A 14,447-nucleotide genomic window follows, 5' to 3' on the forward strand; every position below is an offset into this window, starting at 1 on the left:
CAACCGAGATGTACCGCGTGATGACCCAACCCGATCTTGATCTGGGCGTGGTCGGCAACGGCAGCTTCGGCGCCCTGGTCGACAAACGTGCCCGCGTTGTCTGGAGCTGCCTGCCCACCTTCGACGGCGACCCCACCTTCTGTGCCCTGCTCGGTCCCAACCAGCAGACCGGTGGCGACTTCGCCATCGAGCTGGAGGACTTCGCGAGCAGCGAGCAGGAATACCTGACCAACACCGCGATCCTGCGCACCGTCCTGCGCGACGCGCACGGTGGCGAACTGGAAATCCTCGATTTCGCCCCGCGCTGGCGCCAGAACGACCGTTTCTACCGCCCGGTCAGCCTGATCCGCCAGGTGCGTCCGCTGGCCGGCAGTCCGCGCATCACCGTGCGTGCGCGACCACTGGCGGACTGGGGCGCGCGCGTGCCGGAGTCCACCTGGGGCAGCAACCATGTGCGCTGGATCCTGCCCGAGCATGTGCTGCGGCTGACCACCGATGTACCGGTGCGCTTCGTGCGCGACGGTCTGCCGTTCGTACTCAACCATCCCATCCACCTGATCCTGGGCGTGGATGAATCGCTCAACCGCTCGATCAGTGGCTATGTGCAGGAAGCCTTCCAACGCACCCGCGACTACTGGCGCGAATGGGTGCGTTACCTGTCCATTCCGCTGGAATGGCAGGACGCGGTGATCCGCAGTGCGATCACCCTGAAGCTGTGCCAGTACGAGGACAGCGGCGCGATCATCGCGGCGATGACCACCTCCATTCCGGAAGCCCCCGGCAGCGTGCGCAACTGGGACTACCGTTACTGCTGGCTGCGTGATGCCGCGTTCGTGGTGCGCGCACTGAACCGCCTCGGCGCAACACGCACGATGGAGCAGTTCCTCGGCTACATCTTCAACCTGGCCACCACCGACGGCACGCTGCAGCCGCTGTATGGCATCGGCTTCGAAGCCAAGCTGGACGAGGACGAAGTACCCAGCCTGTCCGGCTACCGTGGCATGGGCCCGGTGCGGCGCGGCAACCTGGCCTGGGTGCAGCGCCAGCACGATGTGTACGGCAGCGTGGTGCTGGCGTCCACGCAGCTGTTCTTCGACCGGCGCCTGCAGGACCCGGGTGATGCGCACACCTTCGCCCGCCTGGAGCCCCTGGGCGAACAGGCGTTCGCCCTGCATGACGTACCCGATGCCGGCCTGTGGGAATTCCGCGGCCGCACCGAAGTGCATACCTATACCAGCGCGATGTGCTGGGCCGCGTGCGACCGCCTGTGCAAGATCGCCGTGCGCCTGAAGCGTGATGACCGCGCCCGCTACTGGCGCGAGCGCGCCGACACCATCCACGCGCGCATCATGGCCGAATCCTGGAGCGAGGAGCTGGGCCACTTCACCGATACCTTCGGTGGCCATCGGCTGGATGCCTCGCTGCTGCTGCTGGCCGATATCGGCTTCATCGACGCGCTGGATGCGCGCTTCATTGCCACCGTCGATGCCATCGGCCGAGACCTCAAGCATGGCAATTCGCTGTACCGCTATGTCGCGCCGGATGACTTCGGCGAGCCGGAAACCAGCTTCACCATCTGCACCTTCTGGTACATCGATGCGCTGGCGGCAATCGGGCGCATGGACGAAGCACGCGAGATGTTCGAGCTGCTGCTGAAGCAGCGCAACCACCTGGGCCTGCTGTCGGAGGATCTGGCCTTCGACAGCGGCGAGGCCTGGGGCAATTTCCCGCAGACCTATTCGCACGTCGGCCTGATCACCGCCGCGATGCGCCTGTCGCGGTCCTGGCAGGAGGCATCGTGAGTCGTCTGGTCGTGGTATCAAATCGTGTGGCCGTGCCCGGCGAGAACCGCGCAGGCGGCTTGGCGGTCGGCCTGCTGGCCGCCCTGAAGGAGCGCGGCGGCCTGTGGTTCGGCTGGAGCGGCAAGACCGTAAAGGAAGGCAGCGGCACGCTGCACCGGCAGAAGGACGGTGACATCGACTACGTCACCATGGACCTGAGCAAGCGCGAAGTCGATGGCTACTACAATGGTTTCGCCAACCGCACGCTGTGGCCACTGCTCCACTTCCGGCTGGACCTGGTCGACTACGACCGCGGCACCCGCGAGACCTACCACAAGGTCAATGCGCTGTTCGCCGACAAGCTCGCGCCATTGCTGCGAGAGGATGACATCGTCTGGATCCACGACTACCACCTGATCCCGCTCGGCGCACTGCTGCGCGAGCGCGGCATCGGCTGCCGCATCGGCTTTTTCCTGCACATCCCGATGCCGTCGGCCGACCTGCTGCAGGCGATGCCCGACCACCTGCGACTGTTCTCCGCGCTGTACGCCTACGATCTGGTCGGCTTCCAGACCCAGCGCGACGCCGATCGTTTCCAGACCTACCTGCGCCTGTTCGGTGGTGGCCGCGTACTCGACAACGGCGAGCTGGAAGCACCGGGCGGGCGCCGCTTCCGTGCGGCGGCTTTCCCGATCGGCATCGACACCGAGCTGATCGCACGCCAGGCCGGCACCGCCGCCACCAAGGCCGCGGTGAAGAACCTGCGCAACAGCCTGCGTGACCGCCAGCTGGCGATCGGCGTAGATCGCCTGGACTACTCCAAGGGCCTGCCCGAGCGCTTCCTCGGCTTCGAGCGCTATCTTGAGCGCCACCCCGACCAGCGCGGCTCGCTGACCTACCTGCAGATCGCGCCGGTCTCGCGCGGCGACGTCACCGAGTACCGGCAGCTGCGCAGCCAGCTGGAACAGATCGCCGGCCACATCAACGGTGGCCACGCCGAACCGGACTGGACGCCGCTGCGCTACGTCAACCAGAACTTCACCCATGCCACGCTCACCGGCTTCTACCGGGCGGCGGCGGTCGGCCTGGTCACGCCGCTGCGCGATGGCATGAACCTGGTGGCCAAGGAGTACGTGGCCTCGCAGGACCCGGAGGATCCCGGCGTGCTGGTGCTGTCTCTGCTGGCTGGCGCTGCCGACGAACTGAAGCAGGCACTGCTGGTGAACCCACATGATCTGGACGGCGTGGCCGACGCCATCGCCACGGCAGCGACGATGTCGCTGAGCAGGCGCAAGGAGCGCTGGCACGCGATGATGGAACATCTGCGTACCTACGACATCAACCACTGGCGCCGCAGCTATCTGGACGCGCTGGAAGGCTGAAGCACGCGTTCCTGTAGAGCCGAGCCATGCTCGGCTGCGTTTTGTAGAGTCGAGCCATGCTCGACTGCTATTGGCAGGAGAAAAAGCAAGTCGAGCATGGCTCGACTCTACAGAAGACAGGCGATCAATCCAGGAACCGCGCGGCCTGCTCCGGTGCGGGCAGGTAACAGGCGTCATGCCGCCCGAACCAGCGGTAACGGTTGCGTGCCAGCGCGCGATACGCGGCATCACGCCAGCCGCGCGGCACTGCCCGCAGCACGCCGATCAAACGCCAGGCGCCGCCCAGCCCCGCCAGCACGCGCAGGATCGCATCGGTATCGGTCCAGGCGCCCTGCGCGTCCAGCAGCAGGAACGACATCGGGTCCTGCGGGTCCAGCCCGTGCGCGCGCAGCATCGCGCTGCCCTGCTCCCCCTGCATCGCCGCAAAGCGATAGCGCCCCCTGCGGTCGAAGCGCAGCAGCAAGCGCACCCAGCGGTTGCACAGCGCGCATACGCCATCGAATACGATCACCGCGCTGCCAGCCTCGGCGGCGGCCTCACTGCGGTTCGAGCCAGCCTTCATAGCGGATCAGAGCTCCCACCCAGGGCAGCGTCACATCGACCAGGAAAGTGTAACGCTCACCCTGCCAGGCTTCGCGGCAACGCACGCCACCAAACCAGCGCCTCGGCAGCGGCAGCAGCCCGAAGGCCCAGACCCGCCGCACCGACCAGTCGATGCCACCTTCGCGGGCCTGCAGATCAAATTCGAAGCGCACCGCGCCCAACTGCTCGCGCAGGTATCCCTCATGCGCCCACAGCCGCGACACCATCGGCCAGCGCCCAAAACGCCGCGCCCACTGCTCGCCCTGCCCGTGTGCCCTGAACGCCACTTCGGTCGGCAGCGCGTCTCCGTCCTTTGGCAACCGTGCCAACGCAGCCAGCAGCGGCACCAGCCAGTGCCACCCCCTCACGATGCGCGCCTGCCCCACGTAGCGGCATGGCAACGGCGCGGCATGCAGCGCCTGCACCGGCGCGGCCAGGGTGGCGAAGGCCGGCCCCAGCACACGTGCGAACAGCGGAGTGGTCAGGGCGCGATCCAGGCCAGGGTTGCCATGCGCCCGGTGCGACGATCCCGCCGGTGCGAATACAGGTCCGGATCGGCCATGGTCGACACCGTGCCGCCATGCACCTGCGCCGGGTCCATGCCCGCCGCCTGCAGGCGCTGTCGGGCCAGCGCGAACAGGTCCACCTTCCAGTGACCGGGGCGCGTCGCCACGAACGCTGCTTCGGCCGCCGGATCGTGGCCGACGAAGGCGTGGTAGACCTCCTCGCCGATCTCGTAGTCGGCCGGTCCGGCGGCCGGACCCAGCCAGGCCCGCAGCTGCGCCGGCGGCGTCTGCATGGCGGCCACCGTGGCCTCCAGCATGCCGTCGGCCAGGCCACGCCAGCCTGCGTGGGCCGCGCCCACCTCACTGCCATCGGCGGCGGCGAACACCACCGGCAGGCAGTCGGCGGTCAGGATCGCCAGCACCACGCCCGGCACCGAGGTCACTGCGGCATCGGCCACCGGTTCGCTGGCGCCGGGCACCGGCGGCGCGCTGAAGCGCAGCACGGTGCTGCTGTGCACCTGGCGCAGCCAGTGCGGGGCCGACGGCAGCGCCAACCCCTGCTGCAGCAGCTGGCGGTTGTGCTCCACATTGGCGGGGGTATCACCATCGGCCGCGTGCCGGTTGCCCAGGTTGAACTGCGCGAACGGCGCCGGCGAAATGCCCGCACCGTGCCGGCGCGTGGTCAGCGCATGGATGCCCGGAGGCGCCGGCCAGTCCGCCTGCAGCAAGGGCAGCGCGGCAGCCATCACCAGCGGTCCCGCTCGCGCGCGGCGAAGGCTTCGCTGTCTTCGCGCAGCACCTTCATCAGGTGCAGCATGTCGTCCGGCACCGGCGCGGTGTTGCGCACCGGCTCACCGGTGATCGGGTGCGTGAACTCCAGCGTCTCGGCGTGCAGGGCCTGGCGCTTGAAGCCGCGCAGCGCGGCCACCAGCTCGTCGCTGGCGCCCTTGGGCAGCTTCAATGCACCGCCGTACAGCGGGTCGCCGATGATCGGATGGCGCACGTGCGCCATGTGCACGCGGATCTGGTGGGTACGGCCGGTTTCCAGGCGGCACTCCAGCGCGGTGTGCGCACGGAAGCGCTCGCGCAGGCGGTAATGGGTGATCGCCTCCTTGCCGTCCTCGCGCACGGCCATCTTCAGGCGGTCGCGCGGGTGGCGGTCGATCGGGGCATCAGCGGTACCGCCGGCCACCAGCGCGCCCATCACGATGGCCAGGTACTGGCGGTGCACGTCGCGTGCGGCCAACTGCTCGACCAGCGCGGTCTGCGCTTCCAGAGTCTTGGCCACCACCATCACGCCGCTGGTGTCCTTGTCCAGGCGGTGCACGATGCCCGCGCGCGGCAGTACCGCCACCGACGGGTCGCGGAACAGCAGGGCATTGACCAGGGTGCCGCTGTGGTTGCCGGCGCCCGGGTGCACCACCAGGCCGACCGGCTTGTTGATCACCAGCAGGTGCTCGTCCTCGAACAGCACGTCCAGCGGGATGTCCTCCGGCTGGGCGTCGGTCTGGGTTTCCAGCACCACGTTGAGGGTCACCACCTCGCCGCCGCGCAGCGGATCGCGCGGACGCACCTGGGCGCCGTCCAGCAGGACCTCACCGGCTTTGATCCACTCGGTCAGGCGCGACCGCGAGTATTCGGGGAACAGTTCGGCCACGACGGCGTCGAAACGGCGGCCGGCAGCGGTGTCGGGGACGATGGCCTGGCGGGCCGATTCAGAGCGTTGTTCAGACATGGCAGGGGGGCATTCTTTGAAATTTTGGGGTCCCGGCGGCCGGTTTCAGTCGCTGGACAGGACACTAGGCTATCATCGACCCTTCGTATTCCAGCCGCGTCCCGCCTCGACCCCATGATCCGACGCTCCGCCATGCTCTCCGCGCCCGTCCGCCTCACCGCCCTGCTGCTGGTGCTGGTCATCGCCGCCACCGGCTGCCACCGTGGTGCCAAGAAGGGCGATCGCCCCGATGAAGGGACGCCGGTCGAACAGTTGTACGAGAAGAGCCACAAGCTGATGCAGGGTGGCAACTGGAGCGGCGCCGAAGCCAGCTTCCGCCGCCTGGTGGCCCAGTATCCGTACGGTCCGTATACCGAGCAGGCGATGATCGAGACCGCCTACGCCCAGTACAAGGCCGGCAAGCACGATGACGCGGTGTCCAGCATCGACCGCTTCATCCGTACCTACCCGACCCATCGCAACATCGCGTACCTGTACTACCTGCGCGGCCTGGCCAACTCCAATCGCAGTACGGTTTTCCTTCGTCGCGTATGGTCACTGGATGCCAGCCGCCGCGATCTGTCCACCCCGCACCAGGCGTATTCGGACTTCAACATCGTGGTGGACCGCTACCCGAACAGCCGGTACGCCGCCGATGCGCGCCAGCGCATGCTGGAGCTGCGTGATGTGTTCGCCCAGCACGAGCTCGACAACGCCCTGTACTACATGCGCCGCGGCGCTTGGGTCTCGGCCGCCGGCCGCGCCAACTACCTGCTGGAAACCTACCCGCAGAGCGCGTTCCAGTACGACGCCGTCGCCGTCCTGGCCGATTCCTACACCCACCTGGGCAACAAGACCCTGGCCGACGACGCCCGCCGCGTCCTGCAGCTGAACCAGCCGGACCACCCGTGGCTGGAAGGCAAGTGGCCGAAGTACCCGTGGATGATCCGCAAGCTGAACCCGTTCGCTGGCGAGAAGTCCGCCAGCACCGGCCAGCGCAACGCGCGACTGGAAAAGAAATAAGAAAAAGGCCCCGCAAGGGGCCTTTTCTTTGTCGGTTATCCACGCCATGCGTGGAGGGTTCGTGCGCCCATGGACCACGGCACTAGGAATTCTACGAATCCCCGGCGGATGCGACGCCGGTCCCAATCGGCGCGGGCGAGCCCCTCCACACTGCGGTGCAACGGCCATCCCGGCCGTGAAGGAGCGCCTCATGACCCCACCGCCACGCCATTTCCGCCCCCGCGCCTGCCTCCTCGCCACCGCGCTACTGGCGCTGTCCCCGGGCCCCCTGGCCGCCGCACCGGTTGCACCGGGCGATCTGCTGTCTGCTGCCCCCTATCGCGCGTCATGGGTGCCATCCAAGGCCGCGCAGGCCTACAAGCTGCACTACCGCACGCCGGATCATCGCGGCCAGCTGGCCGAAGGCACCGGCCTGCTGTACCTGCCCGCCGGCGCGGCGCCTGCAGGCGGCTGGCCGGTGGTGTCCTGGGCGCATGGCACCCAGGGCATCGCGGATCGCTGTGCGCCCTCGGTGTCCGGCCCCTACCAACCCCAACGCGACGGGCGCTTCCTCGATCAGTTCCTGGCGCAGGGCTATGCGGTGGTCGCTGCGGACTACCAGGGCCTTGGCAGTCCAGGTGACCATGCCTATCTGCATGTGCGCACTGCCGCGCGCAACGCCATCGACCTCGTCAAAGCCAGCCGCCAGTACCTGGGCAACGCGCTGTCGCCGCGCTGGGTATCGGTCGGCCATTCGCAGGGTGGCGCCGCCGCGCTCACGGCAGGCCACATCGCCCCCACCCATGGAGGGCCGGCGTTGCACTACCGTGGCAGCTTCACCACCGGTACGCCCACGGCAGTGGAGTTGACCGCGCTGGTGATGAAACCGGACAACCGCAGCCCCAATCCCGGTGCAGTCAACGCGTATCACGCGTATCTGCTCGACGGCCTGCTGCAGGTCGCGCCGCAGATCGACCGCGTCCTCAGCGACACCGGCCGCGCCCGCGTGGCAGTGGCACGTGAGCAGTGCCTGGGCGAACTGGCCGCCACCCTGGACGGTGCGGATATCGGCAGCATGTTCACTGCACCGCTGACCAGCGTGCCGGGCATCTGGGCGGTGCTGTACGACTATCTCGGCGTACCGCGCCGCGGCTTCAGCCAACCACTGATGCTGGGCCATGGCAGCGCGGACCGCGATGTGCCCTATCTGACCACGCTGCTGTACGCCGCAGGCCTGGCCCTGCGAGGCGAGCCGGTGGCGTTCCGACGCTACCCGGTCGACCACCGCGGCACGCTGGATGCGGCGGCGGCGGATGGCCTGGCATTTGTGCGTGCACGGCTTGAGGGCGGCCACTTCAGCGACACTGCGGAAACCGCCGGCCTCGAACAGCTGCTCGACGAAGCCCGGTAGATCCACGCCATGCGTGGATGATCTTCGACCATCGTGCGGACCAGGGTCCGCACCCACCGGAGAGGGCCAACGGGTTGCCGGCCATCGGCCGGCACTCCCTGTCGTCTGCTGGACCGGACCTCAGCCCTTGTAGCCGTTGCTGATCGGGTAACGACGCTCACGGCCGAACGCCCGGCGCGAGACCTTCGGCCCGGGCGCGGCCTGATGCCGCTTCCACTCGCTGATGCGCACCAGGCGAAGCACACGGTCGACCACGGTCGCGTCGTAACCGGCCGCCACGATCTCCGTGCGCGACTGCTCCTGGTCGATATAGCGGTACAGGATGCCGTCCAGCACGTCATAGGCCGGCAGCGAATCCTGGTCCAGCTGGTTCTCGCGCAGTTCGGCCGACGGCGGGCGGCTGATCACCGCTGGCGGGATCACCGGTGCGCCGCCCACGGTGTTGCGCCACTTGGACAGCCCGAACACCTCGGTCTTGTAGAGGTCCTTCAACGGCGCATAGCCACCGCACATGTCGCCGTAGATGGTGGCGTAACCGACCGCGTACTCGCTCTTGTTGCCGGTGGTCAGCAGCAGGCCGCCGAACTTGTTGGCCAGCGCCATCAGGATCACGCCACGGCTGCGCGACTGCAGATTCTCTTCGGTCACGTCCGGCGTGGTGCCCTCGAACATCGGCGCCAGCGATTCCATCAGGCCCTTGAACGCCGGCTCGATCGACACCGCCTCCAGCTTCACGCCCAGTGCCTGGCACTGCTCGGCCGCCAGGTCGTTGGAAAGGCCTGCGGTATAGCGCGACGGCAACCGCACGGCGGTGACGTTCTCGGCGCCCATCGCGTCCACGGCCATGGCCAGCACCAGCGCCGAATCGATGCCACCGGACAGGCCCAGCCACACCTTCTTGAAGCCGTTCTTGCGGCAGTAGTCCTGGATGCCACGGGTCACCGCACGCCAGGCCAGCGCGTCCATGCTCTCGTCGCCATCGTCCATCCACACATGCGGCATGAAGCGGCGGGTTTCACCGTCGTACTCCACCACCAGCCACTGGTCGACGAAGGCGGCGGCGGCCGGGTGCACGGTACCGTCGCCATCGGCCACCACCGAGGCGCCATCGAACACCAGCGCGTCCTGGCCACCGACCACGTTGAGGTAGGCAATCGCCGCCCCGCTCTCACGGGTGCGCGCGGCCAGCACCGCATCGCGCTGGGCATGCTTGCCCCGCTCGTACGGCGACGCATTCGGCACCACCACCAGCTGCGCGCCGGCGCGCACGGTGTCGGCCAACGGCTCGGCGAACCACAGGTCCTCGCAGATCAGCAGGCCGACCGGCACACCGTTGACCTCGAACACGCAGCTGCCGCCATCCGGATCGACATCGAAGTAGCGGCGCTCGTCGAACACCGCGTAGTTGGGCAGCTCGCGCTTGCGGTAGGTCTGCTCGACCAGCCCGTCGCGCAGCACGCTGGCGGCGTTGTAGACCACCGCACCCGCCGCCTGCGGCCAGCCAACCACGGCGGTGATGCCACGGCAGGCGGCAGCGATGCGGGTCATCGCCTGCTCGCACTCGTACAGGAAGCCCGGGCGCAGCAGCAGGTCCTCCGGCGGGTAACCGCTCACCGCCAGCTCGGGGAACATCACCAGCTCGGCGCCGTACTCGTCGCGCGCCTGGCCGATCATCTCGATGATGCGCTCGGTGTTGCCGGCGACATCGCCGACCGGGAAGTCGAACTGCGCCATCGCGATGCGGATCGAAGCCATGGGAATCCAGCCTGTGGTTGCAATGCCGCCATTGTAGCGCTGCGCCATGCGCGCGCCGGGCGCGCTCACTACGTGGACAGCCCTGGCTCAGTAGATCCCCACCATGCGTGGATGGGCCGACCAGGCGGCCGCCAGACGCAGAAAAGCCGCCCGAGGGCGGCTTTTCCAAAGCAAGCCGAGCGTGGGCTCGGCTCTACAGAATCGGCTGCCAGAGGCAGTCGTTCTTATTTCACCAGCTTGGCGATGGCAGCGCCCAGGTCGCCCGGCGAGCGGACGGTGACGACACCGGCAGCTTCCATGGCGGCGAACTTGCCTTCGGCCGTGCCCTTGCCGCCCGAGGCGATCGCACCGGCGTGGCCCATGCGCTTGCCGGCCGGAGCCGACGCACCGGCGATGAAACCGACGACCGGCTTCTTCACGTGGTTCTTGATGTACTCGGCGCCGGCTTCTTCGGCGTCACCGCCGATTTCGCCAACCATGATGATGCCTTCGGTCTGCGGGTCTTCGTTGAACAGCTTCAGGCAGTCGACGAAGTTCAGGCCGTTGATCGGGTCACCACCGATGCCGATGCAGGTGGACTGGCCCAGGCCGACTTCGGTGGTCTGCTTGACCGCTTCATAGGTCAGGGTGCCCGAACGCGACACGATGCCGATCTTGCCCGGCTGGTGGATGTGGCCCGGCATGATGCCGATCTTGCACTCACCCGGGGTGATGACGCCCGGGCAGTTCGGCCCGATCAGCACGGTGTCCGGATGGGAGCGGGTCAGCACGTTCTTGACGCGCAGCATGTCCAGCACCGGGATGCCTTCGGTGATGCAGACGATGACCTTGATGCCGGCAGCAGCGGCTTCCAGGATCGCGTCGGCCGCGTACGGCGGCGGCACGTAGATGACCGAAGCGTTGGCGCCGGTGCTCTGCACGGCGTCGGCAACGGTGTTGAAGACCGGCAGGTCGATATGGGTGGTGCCACCCTTGCCCGGGGTCACGCCGCCAACAACCTGGGTGCCGTACTCGATCATCTGAGTGGCGTGGAAGGTGCCCTGCTGGCCGGTGAAGCCCTGCACGATCACCTTGGTGTTCTTGTTAATCAAAACAGACATGGGAATTCCTTGGTGTCGAATCAGGCAGCGTTCTTGACAGCTTCAACGATCTTCTTGGCGCCATCGTTGATGTTGTCAGCCGGGATGATGGCCATGCCGCTGTCACGCAGCAGCTGCTTGCCTTCTTCCACGTTGGTGCCTTCCAGGCGCACCACGACCGGAACCTTGACGCCCACTTCCTTCACGGCGGCGATGATGCCTTCGGCAATCATGTCGCAGCGGACGATGCCGCCGAAGATGTTGACGAAGATGCCTTCAACCTTGTCCGAGGACAGGATCAGCTTGAACGCTTCGATGACGCGCTGCTTGTTGGCACCGCCGCCCACGTCCAGGAAGTTCGCCGGCTCGCCGCCGTTGAGCTTGATGACGTCCATGGTGGCCATGGCCAGGCCGGCGCCGTTGACCATGCAGCCGATGTTGCCGTCCATGGTGACGTAGTTGATGTCCAGCTCCGAAGCGATCACTTCGGTCGGGTCTTCCTGGGTCTTGTCGCGCATGGCGACCAGGGCCTTCTGGCGGAACGCGGCGTTGTCGTCGCTGTCGAACTTGCCGTCCAGCGCGTACAGGTTGCCGTCGTCCAGGATGGCCAGCGGGTTGATTTCAACCAGGGCCAGGTCCTTTTCGTTGAACAGGCGGTAGAGGTTCACCATGATGCTGGCGAACTGGCCGGCCTGCTTGGCGGTCAGGCCCAGCTTGAAGCCGAAATCACGGCCGTGGTAACCCTGCACGCCTTCGACGAAGTCGACGTTCAGCGAGTGGATCAGCTCCGGGGTTTCAGCGGCGACCTGCTCGATTTCCACGCCGCCTTCCGAAGAGGCGATGTAGGTGATGGTCTTGGTGCCACGGTCGACCAGCACCGACAGGTACAGTTCCTTGACGATCTCGCCGGCGGTGGTCACCAGCACCAGGTTGACCGGCAGTTCAACGCCTGCGGTCTGGTAGGTGGCCATCTTGGTGCCGAGCATCTTGGCCGCAGCGGCCTTCACGTCGTCGGTGGTCTTGCAGAACTTGACGCCGCCAGCCTTGCCGCGGCCGCCAGCGTGGATCTGCGCCTTCACCATCCAGGGGCCCTGGCCCAGGGAGTTGGCAGCGGCAACCGCTTCGTCCGGGGTCGCAGCGACCTTGCCGGCCGGGACCGGGATGCCGTACTCGGCAAGCAGTTGTTTTGACTGGTATTCGTGGAAATTCATGCGTCACCGTGGGAATAGGAACGACCGCACGCAATTCCTCAGGGCCCCGGCGGGGCGCCGGCATGGACCGCGGCGGGCCCACTATTGTGGCCGAGCGAGCGCCGGGGCGCAAAGAAGTCTGTACAAAACGCCAGACCCGGCCAGATTTCCACCGCCATTCAGGCAGTTGCGCCCGGGCCGCCGTTGGCCACCGGTATCCACGGCAGGCCAAATGCGCGATCCGGGCGGCTCCGGCGGCGTCCTGCCGGGGGCCCTATACTGGTCAACCAAGGTGTGTAGTGCCGGGCCTGCCCGGCTGCTTCCACCGCAGGCCACAGAGAAGCGACGTACCCGCCCGGCTTCAGGGGATGCCAGGCAGGGCCGCCGCAGATTCCAGACCCAGGCAGCCAGAAGGGGAGTTCCGGCGTGTCACCCAGTGCTTCATTGATCGACCGCATCGAATCGATTCCGCGGCGTGAGCTGTACTTCTTCGCGCTGTACCGGGTGCTGATCGCCGCGGTCATCGCCGGCCTGCTCTACAGCCCCCTGTCCGGCATGGTCGGCGAGGCCCATCACCCGCGCCTGGCCGATACCGTCGCGGTCATCTATCTGCTGCTGTCGCTGCTGGCCCTGGCGATCGGCCGCAACGAACGCTGGCTGCGCCCGATCGTGGTCAGCAGCGTGCTGGTGGACATCATCGCCGCCACCCTGCTGGCACATGCCCTGCCCGGTGCCAGCGCCGGTATCTCGATGTCGCTGCTGTTCAACATCGCCGCTGCCGCCACCCTGCTGCCATTGAGCTGGGGCCTGGGCCTGGCAATCGTCGCCAGCCTGGCCACCGGTACCGAATACCTCTGGAAGGTGCTCGAAGGCGGCGACCCCACCCGCACGCTGGCCGAGCTGGCCATGTTCGCCACCAGCTACCTGGCGTTGGCCTTCATCAGCTACCAGGTAGGCAACCGCGCGCGCCGCAACCAGCAGCTGGCCAACCAGCGCGGCGACGAAGTGGCCAACCTGTTCCAGATCAACGAACTGATCATCCGCCGCATGCGCACCGGCGTGCTGGTGGTGGACGCCGACAACCGCATCACCCTGGCCAATGAAGCGGCCTCGATGCTGCTCGGCGACAACGACGGCATCGGTGAGACAGGACGCCTGGATCTGGCCAGTGCCGCGCCGGAACTGGCGCGCCGCCTGCAGCGCTGGCGCAACGGCTGGGCGCAGGACGAACTGCCGCTGCAACTCAACCCCGACCAGCCCGAAGTGCAACCACGCTTCGCCCGCCTGCTGGCCGGCAGCGAGCTGGCCCTGGTGTTCCTGGACGATTCCAGCGTGGTGTCCCGGCGCGCCGAATCGCTCACTCTGTCGGCAATGGGCCGCTTCTCGGCCAGCCTTGCCCATGAAATCCGCAACCCGCTGGCGGCAATCAACTACGCCGTGCAGCTGCTGGAAGAAGGCACCGGCTTCAACGAAAGCGATCGCCGCCTGCTGCAGATCATCCGCCAGCAATGCCAGCGCACCAACGGCATCGTCGAGAGCGTGCTGGGGCTGGCACGGCGCGAACGCGCCACGCCCGAGAACGTGGACCTGGTCGCCTTCGTGCGCCGCTTCGTGCTGGAGTACAAGCAGGGCCAGACGCTGGAGACCGACAGCATCGAACCGATCATCAGCGACACGGCGGTGATGGCGCAGGTCGATACCAAGCACCTGTACCAGGTGCTCACCGTGCTGGTGCACAACGCATTGAAGTACGGCCGCATCGGCCAGCAACCGGCGCGGGTGCGCCTGCGCGTGGCACAACACGAACGCAGCGCGGTGATCGACGTGATGGACCGTGGCCCCGGCATTCCCGAGAGTGTGGCCGCACAGCTGTTCCGTCCGTTCTTCACCACCTCCGAGCACGGCACCGGCCTGGGCCTGTATATCGCCCGCGAGTTGTGCCGCGCCAACCAGGCACGGCTCGACTACATCCCGGTGCCGGCAGGCGGCTCCTGCTTCCGCCTGGTGCTGCCCGGCCCGCACACGCTGTTGCCCACCTGATCCCA

At 67.3% G+C, this 14,447-nt stretch carries 12 protein-coding genes; 5 read left to right on the forward strand and 7 right to left on the reverse strand.

The annotated features are described in order from the left end of the window. Positions 1 to 20: 20 nt before the first annotated feature. Together M1L61_RS17645 and otsA are read left to right on the forward strand one after the other, a co-directional pair. Positions 21 to 1,802, forward strand: a complete 1,782-nt coding sequence (locus M1L61_RS17645; RefSeq protein ID WP_029550881.1) for a glycoside hydrolase family 15 protein — start codon at positions 21 to 23, stop codon at positions 1,800 to 1,802. After that, on the forward strand, positions 1,799 to 3,163 hold the full coding sequence (otsA, locus tag M1L61_RS17650; RefSeq protein ID WP_049413347.1) for an alpha,alpha-trehalose-phosphate synthase (UDP-forming): 1,365 nt from the start codon (positions 1,799 to 1,801) through the stop codon (positions 3,161 to 3,163). The genes M1L61_RS17645 and otsA overlap by 4 nt, the downstream gene beginning before the upstream one ends. A gap of 124 nt (positions 3,164 to 3,287) precedes the next feature. Here the strand turns inward: otsA and M1L61_RS17655 are convergent, their stop codons facing one another. Genes M1L61_RS17655 through rluD form a run of 4 tightly spaced genes read right to left on the reverse strand, consistent with a single transcriptional unit; the run spans position 3,288 to position 5,986 of the window. After that, the gene (locus M1L61_RS17655; RefSeq protein ID WP_126559681.1) at positions 3,288 to 3,725 is read right to left on the reverse strand and encodes a thiol-disulfide oxidoreductase DCC family protein; all 438 of its coding nucleotides are present in this window, start codon (positions 3,723 to 3,725) and stop codon (positions 3,288 to 3,290) included. Further along, positions 3,700 to 4,206 (reverse strand): DUF4166 domain-containing protein, encoded by a 507-nt coding sequence (locus tag M1L61_RS17660; RefSeq protein ID WP_019338720.1) that lies wholly within the window; start codon positions 4,204 to 4,206, stop codon positions 3,700 to 3,702. The genes M1L61_RS17655 and M1L61_RS17660 overlap by 26 nt, the downstream gene beginning before the upstream one ends. A gap of 20 nt (positions 4,207 to 4,226) precedes the next feature. Next, on the reverse strand, positions 4,227 to 4,997 hold the full coding sequence (gene pgeF / locus M1L61_RS17665) for a peptidoglycan editing factor PgeF (RefSeq protein WP_164089494.1): 771 nt from the start codon (positions 4,995 to 4,997) through the stop codon (positions 4,227 to 4,229). Continuing rightward, positions 4,997 to 5,986 (reverse strand): 23S rRNA pseudouridine(1911/1915/1917) synthase RluD, encoded by a 990-nt coding sequence (rluD, locus tag M1L61_RS17670; protein WP_248853870.1) that lies wholly within the window; start codon positions 5,984 to 5,986, stop codon positions 4,997 to 4,999. Before rluD ends, pgeF begins: the two co-directional genes overlap by 1 nt. 114 nt (positions 5,987 to 6,100) lie before the next feature. On the opposite strand from rluD, the gene M1L61_RS17675 reads away from it, so the two are divergent. Both M1L61_RS17675 and M1L61_RS17680 read left to right on the forward strand, forming a co-directional pair. Beyond that, on the forward strand, positions 6,101 to 6,988 hold the full coding sequence (locus M1L61_RS17675; protein ID WP_029379759.1) for an outer membrane protein assembly factor BamD: 888 nt from the start codon (positions 6,101 to 6,103) through the stop codon (positions 6,986 to 6,988). 190 nt (positions 6,989 to 7,178) lie between these two features. Further along, positions 7,179 to 8,378 (forward strand): lipase family protein, encoded by a 1,200-nt coding sequence (locus M1L61_RS17680; protein ID WP_248853871.1) that lies wholly within the window; start codon positions 7,179 to 7,181, stop codon positions 8,376 to 8,378. A 120-nt stretch (positions 8,379 to 8,498) separates the two neighbouring features. On the opposite strand, the gene M1L61_RS17685 is transcribed toward M1L61_RS17680, so the two are convergent. The 3 genes from M1L61_RS17685 to sucC all read right to left on the reverse strand — a co-directional run bounded on the left by M1L61_RS17685 (position 8,499) and on the right by sucC (position 12,423). Next, complete coding sequence (locus M1L61_RS17685; protein WP_049437286.1) at positions 8,499 to 10,133, reverse strand: NAD+ synthase; 1,635 nt, start codon at positions 10,131 to 10,133, stop codon at positions 8,499 to 8,501. A gap of 224 nt (positions 10,134 to 10,357) precedes the next feature. Further along, a complete protein-coding gene (gene sucD / locus M1L61_RS17690; protein ID WP_005410793.1) occupies positions 10,358 to 11,233 on the reverse strand; it encodes a succinate--CoA ligase subunit alpha in 876 nt (291 codons plus the stop codon). A 20-nt stretch (positions 11,234 to 11,253) separates the two neighbouring features. Beyond that, complete coding sequence (gene sucC / locus M1L61_RS17695; RefSeq protein ID WP_004154430.1) at positions 11,254 to 12,423, reverse strand: ADP-forming succinate--CoA ligase subunit beta; 1,170 nt, start codon at positions 12,421 to 12,423, stop codon at positions 11,254 to 11,256. Between the two features lie 405 nt (positions 12,424 to 12,828). Between sucC and M1L61_RS17700 the strand changes: the two genes are divergently transcribed. Beyond that, positions 12,829 to 14,442 carry an ATP-binding protein gene (locus M1L61_RS17700; protein WP_217014085.1) on the forward strand — a complete coding sequence of 538 codons (1,614 nt, stop codon included), beginning with the start codon at positions 12,829 to 12,831 and terminating at the stop codon, positions 14,440 to 14,442. The last annotated feature ends 5 nt before the right edge of the window (positions 14,443 to 14,447 follow it).

The sequence above is a fragment of the Stenotrophomonas sp. NY11291 genome, assembly GCF_023277365.1.
Taxonomy (GTDB): Bacteria; Pseudomonadota; Gammaproteobacteria; order Xanthomonadales; family Xanthomonadaceae; genus Stenotrophomonas; species Stenotrophomonas geniculata.